The sequence below is a fragment of the Actinosynnema sp. NPDC059335 genome (genome assembly GCF_042752395.1).
GTDB lineage: Bacteria > Actinomycetota > Actinomycetes > Mycobacteriales > Pseudonocardiaceae > Actinosynnema.
The window spans coordinates 38,601-57,934 of the sequence record NZ_JBHYXZ010000044.1; the positions used below are offsets into that span (position 1 = coordinate 38,601).

Sequence of the window (19,334 nt, forward strand, 5' to 3'; positions counted from 1 at the left end):
GACTGTAGCGGCGCGGACGATCCGGTTCGGGCCGTTCCGCGTCGTCGCCGTCCGGACGGACCGGTCACGACCAGTCCGTACACCCGTTAGATACCGCCCTGACGCTCCGCCGCGACCCGGTACAACAGAGAGTAGTTACAAGACGCAGGAAACGTGACGCACGTCACCCATTATTGCCGTTTCCTTGCCTCTTTGAAACACGAACGGTTACGTTCCCTGCCGCAGATCACGGTTCCATCACCGACAGGACACGGGCCCGACTCCCCCGACGCGGCCCACGTCCACCTGGATCCCCCGCCAGGCCCGGTGACGGAGTTCCCCGACCGCAGGAGGCTGCACCCTTGGCACGGCACGTCCGTCACAAGAACAAACCCGGGCAGACCACCTTCCGGGTCCCGCCCCCGCCGCCCGGCTACAAGGGCGCGCACCGGGCGGAGGCCGAGAAGGTGCTCCCCCGGCGCATCGCCGGGGTGGCGGTGGCCGTCGGCATCGTGTCCGGCTCCGGCGCGGCCGCCTACGCGATGAACGGGCCGTTCAGCCCGATGGCGGGCGGCGCGGACCTCGGCGGCGTCCCGGACGACACGGTCCGCACCGGCAAGGTGGACACCCGGCACGCGGTGGACCTCGGGTCCGAGACCGCCCGGATCATCCGCCAGGAGCAGCTCGCCGCGCTGCACCTGTTCAACCAGGCCAGCGGCGTGGCGCAGGACGGGTACGCGGCCCGCAAGGCGGCCGAGGAGCAGGCGGCGCGCGAGGCCCGCGAGGCCGCCGAGGCGCGCAAGCCGCCGAAGCAGCGCCAGATCGAGGGCTGGATCCGCGAGGCCATCGCGGTGCTCGCCGCCAACGGCACCCCGATCACCGAGGACAGCCTCGACGAGATCTACACGATCATCATCAAGGAGTCCAACGGCAACCCCAACGCCGTCAACACCTGGGACTCCAACGCCGCCCGCGGCACACCCTCCAAGGGCCTGATGCAGTGCATCGACCCCACGTTCCAGGCGTACAAGCTGCCGGGCTACGACGACATCTACGCCCCGGTCGACAACATCATCGCGGGCGTCCGCTACACCTACGCGCGCTACGGCGGCTTCGGCAACCACCCGGGCCTGGTCGGGATCAGCGCCGGCACCGGGTACGTCGGCTACTGAACCGGTGGTCCCGTCGCCGGGACCACCGGTTGCCCCGGCCGCCGTCAGCCCAGGCGGAAGTCCGCCACCCGGATCGGCGACGGCGTCGTGCCGCTGGAGCGCTGCTGGTACTGGAACGACAGGACCCCGTCCGCGGCCACCCGGGACGTGTCCACGTTGACCTCGCCGAACGCGTTCATCGACGGCTGGTCGAACACCAGCGCCCAGTCCGTCCACCCGCTCGCCCGGCTCGCCGACACGATCCGGCCGCGCGGCATCACCAGGTAGGCGTTGTCGTCCCGGTCGAACACGAGCTTGGTGCGCTGCGTGCTGCCCGGCGGCACCGGCACCTCCCGCTTGGTCCACGTGCCGTCGGCGTCGCGCACGACGTGGAACGTGCGGCCGTACTGGGCGCGCTGCTGCGCGTAGTTCGACACGCACTGGGTGAACCGGCCCGGCACGTAGCTGATCACCACGTGCGGCGTGCCGGCGGAGTCCGCGTTCTGGCCCTCCTGGTTCATCAGCCCGTGGTTCGGGTCGAGCGGGTCGACGACCAGGCCCGGCGAGGTCACGGAGACCCGCGTGCCGCCCGTGGTCCCGACGACCGCGCCCGCCCCGTTGCGCCACGTGCGGCCCCGGTCGTCGCTGTAGACGTAGCCGGTGTCGTGGTTGGTCAGGCCCCCGGGGTGGCACAGCACGCCCGTGTTGCCCTCGCGCCACGTGAACGCGGCGTGCAGCCGTCCGCGCCGGTCGTAGGTGAGGCCGTGCAGGTACATGTTGCGGGTGGTGGAGACGACGCCGTTCGGCCCGGTGTAGTCGCCGGTCGCCGACGACCACGCGCCCAGCCTCCGCCACGTGCCGCCGGTGTACTCGGCCAGCTCGTTCACGCCGTTGCCCGAACCGCCGGTGCGGTAGCTGAACTGCAACGCGCCCTCGGGCGTGACCACGAACTGCGGGTAGGTCATGTTGCCCAGCTCGACGCCGCCCAGGGTCCGCTGGACCGCGCCGAACACCGACGCCGACCACCGGAAGGAACCCGGCTGCGACGCCAGGCCCGCGACGGACTTCGCGTAGTACAGCCGCGAGTTGTGCGTGTCCATGGCGACGTGCAGGGCGCCGTCCTGGGGCGAGATGCCCAGCGAGATCACGTTGTGCGAGTCGTTCGTGCCGAGCTGGTGCGGCAGCACGGCCTTCTCCCACGCCCCGCCCAGCGGGCGGCGCGCCACCACGGCGTTGCGGGTGGAGGTGTACCAGGCGGCATACTGGTGACCGTTGTAGGTGATCAGCGCGTCCTGGAACGCGTTGTTGTTCACCAGGCCGTCGTAGGACACGAAGTACAGCGCCGACTGGTCGAGCAGCGTGTCGGACAGCAGGGTGACGCGCGGCGCGGCGTGCGCGACACCGGGCTGCACGAGCGTCGCGGCCAGCACGGCCGCCGCCAGGGCCGCCGCCCTCACCGGACCACCCCGTCCACCTGGACCGTCTGCACCGCGCCGGCCGCGAACGGCACCCGCAGGAGCCTGCCCGACACCCGCTGGTCCTGGCGGCGCGCGTACCGGTCCCCCGGTCCGGAGGTGAGCGTGGACCACCGGGTCACCGCGCCGTCCGGCGCCTGGCCGAACCGGGACAGGTCGAACGTCAGCGTCTGCGCCGCCCCGGTGTTGGCCGCCACGATCACCAGGCGGCGCGCGGCCGCGTCGTGGGCGGCGACGGCGTAGTCCACGCCGGTGCCGAGGATCCGCATGCCGGGGCGGATGTGCCGGGTGAACTGGGCCAGCACGTACAGCTTCGTCTCCACCGCGCCCGCCTGGCCGGTGCCGCCGTCGTAGCGGATCGCGCCCCAGCCGGAGGTCGGGTCCATCACCTGCCAGTAGCACCAGGCGGTCGGCTTGAGCCAGCGGAAGTCCATCAGCAGGCACCGGGCCGTCTGCATGCCGGAGCCGTCGCCGTCGCCGTGCTCGGAGTTCCACAGCACCTTGCCCGCCGCGCGGACGTCGTCGGCCAGCAGGTCGCGCCGGCCGCCCAGCCCTTGGTAGCCGTGCACGTTGACCTGCCGCACCAACCCCTTGGTGGTGGCGTCGAAGCTGTTCCAGGTGGTGCGGGCGAGGTCGTAGCTCGTCTCGTCGGACGCGGCGACCCACGTCCCGGTCAGGCCCTGGCGGTCCAGCTCGGCGCGCAGGTGCGCCAGGACGCTGCGCTGGGTGGTGGCGTCGATGTGGCACCCCTCCTGCGTGCCGTTGGCGTGCCAGTACGCCGAGGACGGCTCGTTGAACGGGTCGACGGTGCGGAAGGTGACGCCCCACTGGTCGCGGGCGCGGCGCGCGGTGGCGGCCAGGTGCAGGGCGTGCTGCCGGTGGTTCCACGGCTGGAGGTTGGTGTCGGCCGCGTCCGCCGCGCCGGACGGGTTGTGGTTCAGGCACATCCACCACATCGGCGAGTTGGCGAACAGCTCGCTCATCGCGCCCCGCTGCGTGGCCTTGACCAGCATCGCGCGCTGCTTGGCGTCGGCGTTCCAGTTCCAGGCCGACGAGGTCGGGTCCTCGTTGGTCCAGTCCTGCCAGAACCCCTCGACCTGCTTGAAGCGGGGGATGTTCGGCGAGGCGACCATCCGTTCGCCGTTCACCGCGTTCCAGCTCGACGCGCCCAGGTTGTAGCGGGCGATGGTCAGCCCGAGGCCGGGCAGCGCCGTGCCGTTGTAGGTCACGGTCTTGGTGGTGAAGAACAGGTCGGCGAGGTCGTCGCGGTCGCCGAACACGGTGGCCCACCACGCCAGGGAGGTGCCCCAGCCCTCCCACGTGCCGTTGTCGGCGGTGGGGTCGACGCCGATGGTGGCGTCCGCCGCGGCCACGCCGGCGCCGAGCGCGCTGCCCGCGACCGCGGCGCCGGCCGCGGTGAGCAGCTTCCTGCGGGTGAGCCTGCCCGATGGGTCCATGGGGTGCCTCCTCGTCGGAAGGGGGATCGGGGACGGGACCGTCGTGCCGGGCGACGTGTGCGCTTCGGCGGCGACGGTGGGTGGCGGCGGTGGTCGGCGACGGCTGGGCGGCTGGTTCTGCGGTGGCGGGCGGGCGGTGGCGGGCGGGCGGTGCGGCGAGGGTTTGCGGGTGGCGTGTTGGGTGATGTTGGGGCGGTGGTCCGGTCGGTTCGGGTCGGGAGTGCCGTCCCCCTGGTGGAGTCCTGTGGATCCACTCCAGTCCGTGGCATAGTCCAAGGTCAACGAACCGAACAGGAACGATCAAAGTCGATCGGAACCGACAATGCGACTCGCGGCTCAGCGGCGTGAACTGATCCTCGCGGCGGTGCGGGCCGAGGGCGTGGTCCGGCTCGCCGACCTGGTGGAGCGGTTGGGCGTGACGGCGGTGACCGTCCGCCGGGACGTGACCGCGCTGGCCGACCGCGGCCTGGTGGCGCGCGTGCACGGCGGCGTCACGCTGCCCCACCGCGGCGACCCGGCCCCGCGCGCGCCGCACGTCCTGGTGGGCATGGTGACGCCGTCCGAGGACTACTACTGGCCGGCCGTGATCCAGGGCGCGCAGACCGCCGTGACGGCCGCGGGCGGGAGGCTGGCGTTGCGCACCTCCTGCTACGACCCGGCCGAGGACCGGCGGCAGGTGGCGAAGCTGCTGGAACGGGGCGTGCGCACGCTGCTCGTCGCGCCGAGCACCGCCGGGCCGGCCGGGCTGGACCTGCTGCGCTGGCTGGCCGGGCTGAGGGTGCCGGTGGTGCTGGTGGAACGGGTGCCGCCGCCGGAGCTGCCGCTGATCGGGCTGGACGCCGCGGTGACCGACCACGCGTCGGGCGCGGGCCTCGCGGTGCGGCACCTCGCGGCGCTGGGGCACCGGCGCGTCGGGCTGGTGCTGTCGCGGCCGAGCCCGCACCGGGCGGCGATCCGGGCCGGGTGGACGGCGGCGGTGTCGGCGCTCGGCCTCCCGGCGGACGGCGCGCCCGCGGTGGAGGTGCCGTCGTACGGGTCGCCGGGGTGGGCACGGGCCTGCGACGACGTGCTGGACCGGTGCGCGCGGGCCGGGGTGCGGGCGCTGCTGGTGCACGCCGACCGCGAGGCCATCGGGCTGCTGCACCGGGCCCGCGACCGGGGCTGGGACGTGCCGGGCGACCTGGCGGTGGTGTCCTACGACGACGAGGTGGCCGCCGCCTCCGACCCGCCGCTGACCGCCGTGCGGCCGCAGAAGCACCGGGGGGGGGGGGCGGGGGCCGAGCCGCGGGCACCTAGTTGTTCGCCGCGCGCTTGCGCAGCACGATCAGCACGGCCGCGCCGCCGCCGAGCAGCACCAGGCCGATCACCAGCGGGATCGCGATGCTCGCGCCCGTGCTGGCCAGCGCCTCGGTGTCACCGGCGGGCACGACGGCGGCCTCGGTGGTCGTGGTGACCGCCGGGGCGGACTCCGTCGTCGTCTCGACCGTCGTGGTGGTCGCCTCCACGGTCGTGGTCGTCGCCTCGACGGTGGTCGTCGTCGTGGTCGTGGTGGTGGTCGTCGTGGTCGGCGGGATGTTCTCCACGCACGCCTCGGTTCCGCGGTCGAACGTCCGCGTGTACTTCAGGCTGCCGGTCGGGTCGTCCCACGCCTTGACCTCGACCTTGTACTTGTGCGCCACCGTGGCGGGCTCGGCGGTGAAGGTCTCGGTGAAGTCCTTCCCGAACTCGAAGGTCTTCGGCTCCTGGTCGTCGACCGTCACGACGACCGTGTTCTTCTTGCCCTGCTCGACCCGGTAGTCCTTGAGGTTGACGGTGAGCGTGCTGACCTTGTCGACGCAGGCCGCCTCGACCCTCGGGGTGTGGGCGGAGGCGGGGACGGCGGCGAAGACGGTCGCGGCGACGGCGGCGGTGACTGCGCCGACCAGGGCGCCGACTCTGGCGAACTGCATGTGAGGGCTCCTGAGGGAAGGGCAAAGGAACCGCGTCACCATATCGGGGACTATGTAACAACTCGATCCGGGGTTAGGTAACTACTTCCCGTAGTTTCGAGACCTGGCGGACACCCCATGAGGTGGAATCGGCTGATCCGTTCGGACGGTCCCGGACGGACTGATCGGTTTCCTCCACTTCGGGCTGTTCCGCCGCTCGGACCGGGGTGGCGCGGCGGTCCCGGACCACCGCGCCACCCGTCGCCGTCAGCCCCTCGCGTACACGCCGGCCGCGGGCACCGGAGCGCTGTAACCGCCCGCGAACAGCTGGTTCACCCGGTTCGCCTCCTGGGCGTTGGGGTAGGGGTTGCGGCAGGACGTGCCCGCGCTGCCGCCCGACATCAGGTACGAGCAGATGCCGTTGTACGTGTCCGGCAGGCCGAGGCCGTGGCCGATCTCGTGGGTCACGATCCGCAGCGCCGAGTTGCCCGCCGCCACGTCCCGCGAGTCGATGTAGATGGTGGCGCACCCGAGCCCGCAGGGGTAGGCCCGGGAACCGCCGCCGGTGGTCGCGTAGATCCGGATCGTGGCGCTGCCGCCGCGCACCATCCGCACGTTCGGCGCGCTGGAGTTCCAGATCTGCGCGGCCTGGTCGGCCTCCGCCGAGTAGCCGGACGCGCTGTAGTAGACGGTCCTGGCCAGGGCCGACGGCGGGGCCGCCGACGCCGACGCCGGGCCGACCAGGGCGGTGCCCACCAGCGCGATGGTCGTGAACAGCGCCCCGGACAGCAGGCGCAGCACTCTCTTCGTCACACGATCTCCTTCGGTGCAGGGTGAGGAGGTGTTCGTGTGTCACGACATTAAGAGCGGGTGAACGCCCCGGGTCATACGGTTTGGCCATAGCCCCCGTCGATGTCCCACCGGACGGCGTCGGCCATCAGGCCGATCATCCCGGAGACCAGGCGGAGCTGGTCGACGTCGCGGATGTCGGCCTCCACCAGCCGGGGCGAGCACACCACGACCGCCACCGCCTGCGCCCGCGACAACGCCACGTTCAACCGGTTGCGGGACAACAGGAAGTCCAGCCCGCGCGGCAGGTCCACCGCGGCCGAGGACGTCATCGTGGTGATCACCACGGGGGCCTCCTGGCCCTGGAACCGGTCCACGGTGCCGACCCGGACGTGCTCGTAGCCGTGCTTCTCCAGCTCCCGCCGCACCAACCGCACCTGGAGGTTGTACGGGGCCACCACCAGGATGTCCGAGTCGTCCAACGCGCGCGCGTCCGGACCGTCCGTCCACATGCGACCCATCAGCGAGCGCACCACGCCCACCACGGCCGCGGCCTCCTCGATCGAGGAGGTGGTGTTGTGCGAGTGCGGTACGGAGTGGACGTACACACCGGACGGCACGCCGTCGATGGCGCGCGCGGCGGCGCTGGGGTGGGCGTGCAGCAGGCCGGCGTACGACAGGTTCGACACCGGCGCGCACACCGCCGGGTGCATGCGCCGCGTCTGGTCGAGGAAGTAGCCCAGCTCCGGCGGGATGACGTCGGCGTCGCCGATCAGGTGCCCCAGCGCCGACGCCTCCGCGCCGGCCGGGTGCGTGCCCTGCACGACCTGCGGCAGCTGCTGCGGGTCGCCGAGCAGCACCAGGTTGCGCGCGCACGTGGACACGGCGAGCGCGTCGGCCAGCGCGAACTGCCCGGCCTCGTCCACGATCAGCACGTCGAACGGCCGTTCCCGCAGCGCGGCGTTGGCGAACGTCCACGCCGTGCCGCCCACCAGGTGCCCGCCGCCCTGGTCGTCGCGCCACCGCACCAGCGCCGGGTTGTCGCGCGGCTGCTCCCACGCGCAGTCCTTGACGGGCGCGCCCTTCGCCCGCTTGGCCGTCGGGATCGGCACGCCCAGCTCGCGGCCCGCCGCCAACGCCGCGCTCAGCACGTTCTCCACCGCCTTGTGGCTGGTGGAGGTCACGCCGACGCTCCGTCCGCCGCGGATCAGGTGCGCGATCAGCCGTCCCGCCAGGTAGGTCTTGCCCGCGCCCGGCGGGCCCTGCACGGCCAGCGTGGAGCCGTCCAGGGCGTCCACCGCCGCGATGACGTCCGCGATCAGGTCGTCACCGCGCGGCAGCGCGCCCGTCCTCAGCCGGGGCGGCGTGCGGCGGACGAGGTCGACGCCGGGATGGGGCGGCAGCTCCGGCAGCCCGTCCACGACGGCGCGGGCCAGGTCGTACACCGCCTCGTCCTTCGGCGTGGGGCGGACCGGGCTGCACGGCAGCACCGCGAGGGGCCGGTCGTGGTGCACGTCGTCGGGCGCGACGCTCTCCAGCACCACCAGGTCCTCGGCCGACTCGGCGAGCACGACCGCGTCCCGGGTGACGTTCGCGGGCGTGCCGGGGTAGAGCAGCCGGACCTGGTCGCCCTTGGCGAACGGGTGCGGCCGGTCCGGGTCGCACCACACGCGCACCTCGCGCTTGGCCTTGCGCACCCGCCCGGACGGCATCTCCCAGTCCTGCGCCCGCACCGACACCGGCACCGCGCACGCGCTGTCGGACTCCAGCTCGCTCAGCGGCGCGGCCACCTGCCGGAAGAAGTCCCACCACGCCGGGTTCGTCTCGCGCCGGTGGTAGCCGACGGCGGCGGCGAGCAGCGCGCGTGCCCGTTCGTCGTCGGTCGCCTCCGCCGGGTTGTCCGGCAGCCCCTCCAGCAGCGGGTCCACCACGGCGGCGAGGCGTTCGGCGCGTTCGGCCCGGCGTTGGGCGGCCAGCTCGTCCTCGATCTCCTCGGTGAACGACGGCTCCGGCACGTGCGGCTCGATGCCCGCCTCCGCGCGGACCTCCAGCAGGAACCGGTAGAGCCGCAGCGTGGAGACGCAGTCGTAGGCGTTGTAGTCGGCGATGCCGGAGAGCACGTCCTCGGCGCGCGGCGGGTCCGCGTCGCGCAGCGCCAGGAACTCCTCGTACGCCTCGATGCTGGAGACGGCGGTCGTCACCTCGCCCGCGCGTGCCCCGGGCATGTAGAGCGGTTCGAGGTACTTGATCGAGTACGACCGCTGGGACACGCGCAGCGCCTTGCGCACGACGGAGTACAGGTCGACCAGCGCGCCGGAGCGCAGCAGGTGGTCCACCGCGTCCTCCCGGGTGCCGTGCAGGGCGGCGAGCTTCTTGAGGGCGTTCACCTCGTACGGCGCGTAGTGGTAGACGTGCGCGTCCGGGTGCTGTTCGAGCGTCCCGGTGGCGAAGTCGACGAACCGCTCGAACGCCGCCTTCTCCTGCGGCCGGGTGTGCGCCCAGAAGGGCGTGAACCGCTCCTCGGCGTCCACCACGCCGAAGAGGTACTCCAGGCCCTCGCCGTTGAGCGCGAACGGGTCGCCCTCCATGTCGAAGAACAGGTCGCCGGGGCTCGGCACGGGCAGGCCGGCCAGGGCCTCGGGGGCGACGACCTCGTAGGCGACCTTGCCGACCGGGTCGTCCTCGGTGCGGGAGTCGTCCTGGATGACCTGGAGCGCGGCCTGGGCGCGCAGGCCGGTGAACGTGGCGGCGGACATCGTGGCGGGGCGGTCGGCGCGGGTGGCGTTGGCGAGGGCGTCGATCGTGCCGAGGCCGGCGGCGGCGAGCTTGCGGCGCTGGTCGGCGCGGATGCCGGCGACGAGCGACAGGTCGCGGTCGCGTTCCCGGCCGCCGGCGCAGTGCCGGCCGAACCGGCAGGTGGCGCAGGCCGGGCGTTCGTCGGCCCAGAGGCGTTCGGGCAGGGACGGCGGCGCGGCGAGGCGGGTCCTCAGCCGGGCCTGGAGGTCGCGGACCAGGGGGAGGAAGTCGGCGACCCGGAACGACTTGGTGGTGCCGTCGCCGAGGAGCAGGTGCATGGCGGGGCCGGCGTGCGGGCCCAGGGCGGCCGCGTAGGCGGTGAGCTGGACGACGGCGGCCGGGGTGGCGTGCCGGGCGAGCTTGGCGTCGTGCGGCTCGTAGCCGCGGTCGGTGGCGACCAGGAAGTCGGCGCGGCCGTGGAAGCCGTCGGCGTAGAAGACGGCCTGGTAGATCACCGGCGCGCGGGCCGCGAGGGCGTCGGCCGTCAGGGCGGCGGCGTGCGTGAGGGCTTCGTGGGTCGGCGCGGGCTGCGGGATCTCGACCACGTCGTGCTCGGCCCGGAACCGGGCCAGGACCGCCTGCTCGTGCGCGAGGCCGTGCCGGGTGGCGAGCGTGGTGGGCCGGTCGTCCGGCAGGGGCGCGCCGGGGAGGCCGGCGGCCAGGGCGTGCGCGAGGCGGCTGCGGTGGTCGCACTCCACCAGGTCCACCAGGTCCGCGGGGGAGTGCACCAGGTGGCCGTCGGCGGTGAGCATGGCGGGCAGTATCGCGGCCGAACGGCTCGACCCGGCGGACCGTGCCCGGCGAGTCGCCGCACCGTGCCCCGCGCCACGTCCCGAACGTAGAACTCACGCGTTCCGAACGTAGGACTCACGCGTTCCGAACGTAGGACACGCACGACCTGAACGTAGGACACGCGCGGCCTGAGCGTTCGACTCTCGCGTGAGTCCTACGTTCGGAACGCGTGTGTCCTACGTTCGGGTCGGGTGAGGTGAGCGTTCAGGGGAGGGGGCCGTGGGCGGCGCGCCAGCGGGCCCGGTGGGCGGTGGCCTCGGCTTCGGCGGCGGCCAGGGCGGTGGCCGGGAGCGGTTCGGCGCACCAGGCGCGCAGGACGTCCGCCATCTCGGTGACGAACGCGTGGCCGGTCGGGGTGAGGTGGCCGCAGGCCAGCAGCGTTTCGGCGGTGACGAGGGCCGCCGAGCGCCAGCGCGCGTACTCCGCCTGCGCGGCCGGACCGGGACGGCCACGCCAGAAGCCCGCCACGCCCAGGTGCGCGTACGTGCCGTGCAACAGGCCGGCGGCCGGACGGGGGTCTTCCCGCCACGGGGCGTAGAACACCGCGTCCCGACCCGGCTCCACCAGCGGGAACAGGTCCATCAACGCCACCAGCTTGCTGTGCTGCGCCTCGTGCACGAGCGTCACGGCCAGCGTCTCCGCGTCCGGCGTCGGCGACAGGAACACGCACCCGAACGCGTCCGCCACGGTGGCGCTGCTGGTCCCCGTCGGCGACGACGGCATCGGCGTCACCACCGACACCACCTCGGCGAACTCCGCCGCGAGCGCCGGGTGGTCGCGGGCCAGCAGGTCCCACGCCGCGCCGAGCGACGCGCGCCACCGCGGCAGGTCCACCGACGGGGCCACCGACAGCCCGTCCGGCACCCCGCCGCCGTGCCACAGGTCCACCTGCAGCGTCACCCCGCCCAGCGCCACCTCCGGCAGCGGCGAGTACGCCAACCCCGGACCCACCACCACGCCCAACGACGGCAGCGAGAACACCTCCACCGGCGGGAACTCCAGGTCCACCGCCACCCCGGCCCGCACCGCCGCCGCGGCCGCCGTGAACGCCAGCTCCGCCGGCCGCGCGGCGTCGCCCCGCCGCATCGCCAACGCCGTCCGCGTCGCCCACGCCCCGACCGACGGGTGGTCCAGCACCCGGTCCACCGCCTCCGGCGCCACCCGCGCCACCTCGCGCAACGCCGCGAACGCCGGCCGCGCCGCCGGGTCCCGGGCGATCGACCGGATCAGCAGCAACGTCCGGCTGCGCCGCGCCCGCCGCAACGTGCGCACCGCCGACGCGCCGCCACCGCCCCGCGCGAGCGCGACGAAGTCCGCGGCCGGCACCCGGAACGGCGCGACGGTCACGCCAGCGCCGCCAGGTCCGACGCGACCCGCGACCGCACGTGCCCGATCAGCCGCGCGAGGTCCGGGCAGTACACCGACGGCCGGTCGAACCCGCCGCCCTCCCGGAACCGGTGCGCCCGCAGCCCGCCGCCGCACGCCGACACCACCGGGCACCCCCGGCACTCGGCCGACAACCCGGCCAACCCGGAACGCCCGGCCCGCACGTCCGGCAGGTCCAACGCCGCGTCGAACGGGTCGCGCGCGACGTGCAGCCCGGTCGCCGAAGCCTCGGGCGACGACGACGCGAGGATGTCCGACGCCTCCACCGTGCCGTCGGTCTCCACCACCACCTGCGCCGACGGGCTCAACCCGATCCCCTCCACCCCCGAACGCCCTCCCAGCAGCACCGCCAGCAGCTCCTCGAACAGCCGCACCCGGGTGCGCGGCCTGCCGTACCAGACGTCGAACACGGCGATCAGCCAGTCGGCGTACGGCGTCGCGGCCGGGTCGGCGACGCGCCCCGGCGGCGGCGCGGACCAGTTCCCGTGCGGCAGCAGGAAATCGACCGCGGGCGGCGCGAAACCCAGCAACGACTCGTAGACCCGCACCGGGTCCTCCCGCACGTCCACCACGCACAGCAGGCCGCCGTACACCTCCGGGAAGGACCGCAACGACTCCAGCGCCGCGCGCACCGACGCCCAACTGCCGCCGCCGTCCGGCCGCACGCGGTGCCGGTCGTGCGCTTCCGGCGTGCCGTCCACGCTCACCCCGACCCGCACGCCGAGCGCGGAGAACAACCCCAGGAATTCGCGGTCCAGCAATGTCGCGTTGGTCTGCACCGAGAACCGCACCCGCGCCGGCACGGCGGAACGGAACCGCGTCACCAACGACTCGATCGCGGCCCGGCCGAACAGCAACGGCTCACCGCCGTGCAACACCACTTCGACTTCGGGCAAACCGTGCGCGCGCACGTGTTCGGCCACCCGGTCGGCGGTGTGCGCCACGATCTCCGGCGACATCGCCCGCGGTCGCGAACGCCACCGCTGGTCGGCCAGTTCGTACACGTAGCAGTAGTCGCAGGCCAGGTTGCACCTGCTGTGCACCTTGAGCACGAACTGGCGGAACGGCAACCCATTCGCCGAGTCCACCGTCAACGACCCCCCGGGCAATCCGGCCACGCCCCGCGCATTCGACACACCCCCACCAGCAATCAAACACAGCGCGCCGCCCGCTACCTCCGCCGATCGGAGGATTCCCGACGGTGACCGTTGTCGTTCACTACGATGGGAACCGCGCCGCCGGCGTCGCCGGCAATCGGGCGACTGCGGGTGAACCGCAGCATTGCGGTGAGGGGGTACGTCGCACATGGCTTCCGAACCCGTCCTGGAGTCCGAACTCCTCGACGTCACGGGTGTGGACCTGGCCCGGCTGGCGGAGTTGCCGGACACCGCGCTGCGCGCCGCGCTGCACCGGATCCTCGCGGAGAACGCCGAACTGCCCACCCGGTTCGCCGCGTTCGAGAGTTCCCTGTGACGACCGCCGCCCCGCGCGGGGCCGTTCGGGTGAAGCGGGGCTGAGTCGCGGGCGCGCGGTCGCCGTCACCGGTATCCCCCAGTCCCCACGCCGCCCTGGAGCAGCAGATGAGCACCCCGCGCACCACCCCGGCCCGCACCGGGGTCACCGCCTTCCTGTCGGCGACCGGCGGCACCGGTCGCACCAGCGCGGTGGCGAACCTGGCGTGGGTGCTCGCCGCGGCCGGCCAACGCGTCCTGGTCGTGGACTGGGGCTCGGAGGTGCCGCGGGTGCGCGAGTACCTGGAGCCGTTCCTGGTGGAACGCCTCGCGTTACCCGACGCCCTGGGGCGCGGCCTGGTCGCCGCGTACCGGGGCGACGCCCCGGGCGAGGACGACACCGCGCCCGCCGTCGAGCGGTTCGCGCCGCCCGCCGGCGACGTCGCCGAACCCGGCCACGTCGACGTGGTGTCGCCGGCGGCGACCGACGCGGCCGGCCGTCCCCGGCCCGAGACCCGGCACGGCGACGCGGGCGTGGTCGCGGACCTGCGCGCCCGGCTGGCCGAGTCGGACTACGACCAGGTGCTGATCGACGCGCCCACCGGCGCGGGCGACGAGTCGCTGACGCTGATCGCGACGCTGTGCGAGCTGGCCGTGGTGTGCTTCCGCCCGCGTCCCCGCGCCATCGCCGACGCGGCGGACCTGGCCGCGCGGCTGCGCAAGCGCGCCCCGATCCGGATCGACGTGGTGCCGGTGGCGACGCTGTTCGACGACGCCGACGAGCTGTCGCGGGCGCAGCGGATCCGGTCCGCGATCCACGCGGCGTTCGCGGAACTGCTGGCGGGGCAGGCGAAGCGGGTGCCCGACGGCGGCACGGTGGAGATCCCGTACCGCCCGTTCGACGCGTTCGACCCGTTGCTGGCGATCCTGGTCGAGGAACCCGCGGGCGGCGGCGCGCTGGAGGCCCAGTACGGCCGGCTCGCCGCGGCCGTGACGGGCGGCGCGGTGACCGAGGTCGTGCCCGTGTCGCCGGTGCTGCGCGCCCGCTACCGGCGGGTGTTCGGGCTGACGTCCACCACCGAGCCGGACCGCGTGGTCCTGGTGCACGCGCCCCGCGACCGGGCCTGGGCGGACTGGGTGCGCGGTCAGCTGGAACGCGCGGGCGCGCAGGTCCGCCGCCTGGCCGACGCGGGGGAGTGGTTCGCCGCCGACGTGCCGCCGGGCGTGGTGGTCCTGTCGTCGCCGCACCTCGGCCCGCTGGAGCTGCCCGCCGTGCCGCTGACCGTGCTGCGGCTGCACCTGTCGGAGGACGCGGCCCCGCACGGCGCGCTGGCCGTGCACGAGCACACCCCGGACACGCTGGCCGCCCGGCTGCTCGCCCACTTCGGCCTGATCGACCGGCCCGGCACGGTGCACGAGCCCGGCATGAGGGTGCCCGGCAGCGACCCAAACGTGTTCGAGCTGCCGCCCCGCCACCCCGGCTTCGTGGGCCGGGACGACGAGCTGGAGGCGTTGCGGGACCGGTTCGTCGCGGCGGGCGACGCGCGGGCCGTGGTGACGGTCAACGGCGCGCCCGGCGTCGGCAAGAGCGAGCTGGCGCTGGAGTACGCCTACCGGTTCTCGTCGGACTACACGGCGGTGTGGTGGCTGTCCGCGCACGACCGGCAGTCGGTGCTGACGGGCCTCGCCGAGCTGGCGGTCCGGCTGCACCAGCCCGGCTCCACCGACTACGGCACGCTGTCCGCGCTGGAACGGCTGGCGAACGACCCGGCGTACGCCCGGTTCCTGCTGGTCTACGACAACGTGGACGACCCGGGCTCGATCGCCGACCTGCTGCCCGCCGGCGCCGCGGGGCACGTGCTGATCTCCGCCCGACCGGCGACCGGGCAGGCCGTCGAGCTGGTGCCGATGCGGCCCGACGACAGCACCCGCCTGCTGCTGGACCGCGTGCCCGGCCTCACCGCGGCCGACGCGCGGCGGGTCGCGGACGCGGTCGAGCACCTGCCCCTGGCGCTGGACCTCGCGTCCTCGTGGCTCGGCGAGGTGGCCCGGCTGGAGGTGGCCGCGGGCGCCCGCGACGCCGACGCCGCGACCTGGGCCACGCGGACCCTGTTCGAACGCCTTGAACGGTCCGAAGTGGACGGTGTGGCGCGGGTCGTCGACATCGCGGTGGACGCGTTGCGCGGCAGCGCCACCGGGCGGCTGGCGGTGCTGGTCGCGGAGCTGTGCGCGTTCCTGTCGCCGGAGGGCGCGGACCTGGGCCTGGTGCGCTCGCCCGCGTTCCTCGGCCGCGTGGTCGCGGCGGGCGGCGTGGACGCCGAGCCGCTGGAGCTGGACGCGGCCGAGATCGACCGGGTGCTCTGGTACGGCGCGCGCTACGGGTTGTTCCGGGTCGACTGGGGCGACCAGTACTCGCTGCGGCTGCACCGCGTCGTGCAGCGCGCGTTGCGCGACCGGATGACCCCGGCCGAGGGGGCACGACGGCAGGCCGACGTGCTGAGCGCGCTCGCCGCGCTGGCGCCCACGGAGGTGGAGGACAAGTCGCCCACGCGGCGGGCGCGGTTCGCGGAGCTGCAGAAGCACGTCATCCCGTCCGGCGCGCTGGACAGCGGCGATCCCCGGGTGCGCCGCTGGCTGGTCAACCAGGTGCGGTTCCTGTTCACCGACGGCGGCGCGGGCGTGCGGCGGGCCGCGCTGGGACCGGGCCGGGCGTTGCTGGAGGCGTGGACCCGCGCGTTCGGCACGGCCGACCCGCTGCGCAACCGGCTCGCCACCGAGCTGGCCAACGTGCACCGCGTGCTCGGCGAGCCGACGGAGGCGCTGCGGCTGGACGACCTGGCGCTGGCCCGGCAGCGGCGGGCCCTGGACCTCACCCACCCGCGCCCGCTGATCACCGCCCGCGGCCGGGGCGGCGACCTGCGCGGGCTCGGCCTGTTCGCCGAGGCGCTGGCCGAGGACCAGGCCACCTGGGAGGGCCTGCGCTCGGTGCTCGGCGACGACCACCCCGAGACCCGCCGGGCCGCGAACAACCTGGCGTCGTCGATGTTCCTGTCCGGCGACGCGGCGGGCGCGCTCGCGCTGGAGGAGGACAACTACCGCAGGCGTCGCCGGCTGTTCGGCACGGGGGACGAGCGGACCTGGGCCACGCTCGCCCAGATCGGGCTCTACCAGCGCGAACTCGGCCGCTACCCGGAGGCGCTCGACTCCCTGCTGCACGCCTCGCAGCAGCTCCAGGCGCTGCGGCACGAGCTGAACCAGGCGCAGGTCGGCGTGCAGTGGAACCGGGCGATCGCGTTGCGGCTCGTGGGCCGGGCCAAGGAGGCGAAGGAGCGCACCGGCAAGGCGTTGCGGGACTACCGCGAACTGCTCGGCCCGCACCACCCGTACACGCTGGGCTGCGCGCTCAGCTTCGCCGCCGACCACCGCCGGGTCGGTGTGGACGCGGAGCTGGCCGTGGAGCTGGCGCGCACCGCGCTGACCGGCTTCCAGCGGCACGTCGAGCTGCGCGACGATCACCCGTTCGTGGCGTTGTGCGAGTTGGGCCTGGGGTTGGCGCTGCGCGCGGCGGGCGACCACGCCGGCGCGGTGGGCCACGTGGAGGCCGCGGTGCTGGTGCTGCGCGACCGCCTCGGCGACACGCACCCGTGGACGCTCGCGGCGGCCGTGGACGAGGCCCGGGTGCACGCGGCGGCCGGCGCGGCGGACCGGGCGGCCGAACTGATCGCCGAGGCGCACACCGACTGCCTGGAGTTCCTGGGGCACGATCACCCGCACACCGCCGCGGCGGCGCACAACCTGCGGCTCGCGGCGCACCCGACCGACCAGGACTGGCGGGAGTGCGATGTCGACATCCCGCACACGTGAGCGCCCAGGAGGGACCGGCGTGGAGCTGCACGAGGAGCAGGCCGAGCACGTCGGCCCGGAGTTCGACCTGACCAGGCAGGCGTGCCGGGAGGCGGTGGCCGACAGCCCCGCGCTGCACTACCTCGCGCACTACAGCAGCGGGGTGTTCGACTTCGGCGTCGACGTGCTCGGCGACCCGCCGCCCGCACCGGACGCGCTGCCCGGCGGCACCCGCCGCGAGGAGCTGAAGCGGCTCGGCAGGCACCTCACGTTCCAGGTCGCCACGCTGGACCGGGCGTTGCAGGAGGTCCGCACCGGCCGGCTCATCCGCACCGTGCTGCACACCGACGAGGGGGCGCTGTTCTGCGACTCCGTCGTGCCGACCGAGCACGTCGTCGGCCTGGTGCTGGACCACGCGGGTGCGGGGCCGCTGTTCACCCACCCGGCGGTGGAGGAGGCCGACCGGGCGGTGTCGGGGCTCGCCACCCGGCTGCGCCGCCAGCTCAGCCTCGGCTCGCTCAACCCGGGCGGGTGGGAGAGCGCGGCGGACGACGAGCCCCTGCCGGTGCGGGAGGGGGTCAGGCCGCACGTGACGGCGGGCGACGGCCCGCTGACCGCGTGCCTGGCCGCGGTGCGGGCGCAGGACCTGCACCTGGTCGCGCACGTGGCGGGCGGCGAGGTGCGGGCGATGGCCGACTGCCTCGGCGACCCGTCGCTGTCGCCGTTCTTCAAGCAGATCACGGTGGACGCGCGCCGCCGCTTCTACCACGGGTTCGCGCAGGAGCTGGGCGCGTTGGCGACCAGGCTGAACCGGGCGGTGAACCCGGTCGTCGGCGGGCTGCTGGAACGGCTCGTGCTGGACGTCGAGATGGGCGCGGTCTTCTACTACCGGCTGCGCGCCGGGGAGTACCTCGTGGGCGTGACGATCGACCAGTCCCGGGTGCGCGCGGCGGACGAGCGGATGTCCGCCCTGGCGGAGGAACTCACTCCGATCGGTCCTTGAACGCCCCCGCACCCCTGCTTACCGTGGGACGGTGACGCCGGTGATCCGTTCGGTCGCGCTCTTGTCGGCCCTGGGCGCGGGATGGCTGGCGGCGGCCGGGGCGGGGCTCGACGAGGTCGACCGGTCACCCGTATACGGGTTCTTCATCACCGCGTTGTTGGGGTTCGGCCTCTACGCGAGCACGAGCGGCATCGTCATCGCGGAGTTCCGCCGGCAGCTCGGCACCGTGGTGGTCGCGGTGACCCTGGGCGTGCTCGCGAAGGTCGCGCTCATCTTCGGCGCGGTGTTCTTCGTGTTCCGGGAGCCGGAGCACCTCGTGCTCGCGGTGGCGGTGGCGCAGATCGACCCGCTGTCGGTGGCCGCGATGCGGGCCGGGTCGCGGATGTCGGACTCGGCGAAGGCGCTGCTGTCGGCGTGGGCGTCGTTCGACGACCCGATCACCGTGCTGCTGACCGTGTACCTGACCGCGTTCGCGCTGCGGGGCGGCGCGGTCGGCGGCGTCGGGTCGTTCGCGGTGAACCTGCTGCTCAACCTGGCGTTGGCCGGGGTGGCGTTCGTGCTGTGGGCGCTGGTGCGCGGTCGGGTGCGGCGGGCCGAGGCCGGTGGGCGCGCGGTCCGGTACGCGGTGCGCGCGGTGATGGTGGTGGCGGTCCTGGCGCTCGGGTTCGTCGCGGTGCAGCACTCGTTGCTGCTGGCGCTGGCGTTGCTGGGGCTGTTCTTCCGGCCGGACCTCGGGCGGTGGGTCGACGGGCTGGCCGAGGTGGGCATGTTCCTGGCGACCGCCGCGGTCGGGCTCGTGCTGGCCGCCGAGTTCAGCTGGGCGCTGGCCGGGGTGGGCGCGGTGCTCGGGGTGGCGGCGTTCGGCGCGCAGGCGGTGGTGGCGTTCGCGCTGACCGTGCCGCGGCAGTGGCGCGGCGACCGGGTGCGGCTCGCGTTGGGCCAGCAGAACGGGCTGACCGCGATCATCCTCGCGTTGCTGCTGGAACCGACGTTCCCGGGCGCGATCGCCGTGGTCGCACCGGCCGTGATCGTGGTGAACCTGCTCCACGCCGCCGCCAACGGCCTCCACGACCGCCTGACCTCCCCAACCCCCACCCTCGCCCGCTCCACCCACCCCTCGCCCCACCCCACCCCGTCCACGCCCTGAACGCTCACCTCACGCATCCCGAACGTAGGACACGCGCGTTCCGAACGTAGGACGCACGCGAGGGGGGGGGCAGTACGCCCCCGCGGGGGCCGGTCCAGGTCCACGACGGGCTCCCTGAGGGGGGGCCCCGCGAGGCC

At 74.2% G+C, this 19,334-nt stretch carries 12 protein-coding genes; 6 read left to right on the plus strand and 6 right to left on the minus strand.

Going from position 1 to position 19,334, the window contains the following annotated elements; genetic code table 11:
- Window positions 1–341: 341 nt before the first annotated feature.
- Window positions 342–1,151 carry a transglycosylase SLT domain-containing protein gene (locus tag ACFXGA_RS16385; protein WP_378088558.1) on the plus strand — a complete coding sequence of 270 codons (810 nt, stop codon included), beginning with the start codon at window positions 342–344 and terminating at the stop codon, window positions 1,149–1,151.
- A gap of 44 nt (window positions 1,152–1,195) precedes the next feature.
- Here ACFXGA_RS16385 and ACFXGA_RS16390 read toward each other — a convergent pair whose 3' ends face one another.
- Together ACFXGA_RS16390 and ACFXGA_RS16395 are read right to left on the minus strand one after the other, a co-directional pair.
- On the minus strand, window positions 1,196–2,587 hold the full coding sequence (locus tag ACFXGA_RS16390; protein ID WP_378088560.1) for a BNR repeat-containing protein: 1,392 nt from the start codon (window positions 2,585–2,587) through the stop codon (window positions 1,196–1,198).
- A complete protein-coding gene (locus ACFXGA_RS16395; protein WP_378088562.1) occupies window positions 2,584–4,062 on the minus strand; it encodes a hypothetical protein in 1,479 nt (492 codons plus the stop codon). Before ACFXGA_RS16395 ends, ACFXGA_RS16390 begins: the two co-directional genes overlap by 4 nt.
- Before the next feature lie 322 nt (window positions 4,063–4,384).
- Here ACFXGA_RS16395 and ACFXGA_RS16400 point away from each other — a divergent pair, with 322 nt between their 5' ends.
- Entirely contained in the window at window positions 4,385–5,515 is a 1,131-nt protein-coding gene (locus ACFXGA_RS16400; RefSeq protein WP_378088563.1) for a substrate-binding domain-containing protein, read from the plus strand.
- Window positions 5,516–6,257: 742 nt separating this feature from the next.
- Here the strand turns inward: ACFXGA_RS16400 and ACFXGA_RS16405 are convergent.
- The 4 genes from ACFXGA_RS16405 to ACFXGA_RS16420 all read right to left on the minus strand — a co-directional run bounded on the left by ACFXGA_RS16405 (window position 6,258) and on the right by ACFXGA_RS16420 (window position 12,841).
- Window positions 6,258–6,803, minus strand: coding sequence for a snapalysin family zinc-dependent metalloprotease (locus ACFXGA_RS16405; protein WP_378088565.1), 546 nt, complete (start codon window positions 6,801–6,803; stop codon window positions 6,258–6,260).
- 71 nt (window positions 6,804–6,874) lie between these two features.
- Window positions 6,875–10,327: a TM0106 family RecB-like putative nuclease gene (locus ACFXGA_RS16410; protein WP_378088567.1), complete on the minus strand. Its 3,453-nt coding sequence runs from the start codon at window positions 10,325–10,327 to the stop codon at window positions 6,875–6,877.
- Window positions 10,328–10,571: 244 nt separating this feature from the next.
- Complete coding sequence (locus ACFXGA_RS16415; RefSeq protein ID WP_378088569.1) at window positions 10,572–11,714, minus strand: aKG-HExxH-type peptide beta-hydroxylase; 1,143 nt, start codon at window positions 11,712–11,714, stop codon at window positions 10,572–10,574.
- Window positions 11,711–12,841, minus strand: coding sequence for an FxsB family cyclophane-forming radical SAM/SPASM peptide maturase (locus tag ACFXGA_RS16420; protein WP_378088571.1), 1,131 nt, complete (start codon window positions 12,839–12,841; stop codon window positions 11,711–11,713). The genes ACFXGA_RS16415 and ACFXGA_RS16420 overlap by 4 nt, the downstream gene beginning before the upstream one ends.
- Window positions 12,842–13,058: 217 nt before the next feature.
- On the opposite strand from ACFXGA_RS16420, the gene fxsA reads away from it, so the two are divergent.
- From fxsA to ACFXGA_RS16440, 4 genes are all read left to right on the plus strand, one after another.
- Entirely contained in the window at window positions 13,059–13,226 is a 168-nt protein-coding gene (gene fxsA / locus ACFXGA_RS16425) for an FxSxx-COOH cyclophane-containing RiPP peptide (RefSeq protein WP_378088573.1), read from the plus strand.
- A gap of 107 nt (window positions 13,227–13,333) precedes the next feature.
- The gene (gene fxsT, locus ACFXGA_RS16430) at window positions 13,334–17,068 is read left to right on the plus strand and encodes an FxSxx-COOH system tetratricopeptide repeat protein (RefSeq protein ID WP_378088575.1); all 3,735 of its coding nucleotides are present in this window, start codon (window positions 13,334–13,336) and stop codon (window positions 17,066–17,068) included.
- A 19-nt stretch (window positions 17,069–17,087) separates the two neighbouring features.
- Window positions 17,088–18,050 carry a hypothetical protein gene (locus tag ACFXGA_RS16435; RefSeq protein ID WP_378088577.1) on the plus strand — a complete coding sequence of 321 codons (963 nt, stop codon included), beginning with the start codon at window positions 17,088–17,090 and terminating at the stop codon, window positions 18,048–18,050.
- A 31-nt stretch (window positions 18,051–18,081) separates the two neighbouring features.
- Window positions 18,082–19,197 (plus strand): hypothetical protein, encoded by a 1,116-nt coding sequence (locus ACFXGA_RS16440; RefSeq protein WP_378088579.1) that lies wholly within the window; start codon window positions 18,082–18,084, stop codon window positions 19,195–19,197.
- Window positions 19,198–19,334: the final 137 nt, after the last annotated feature.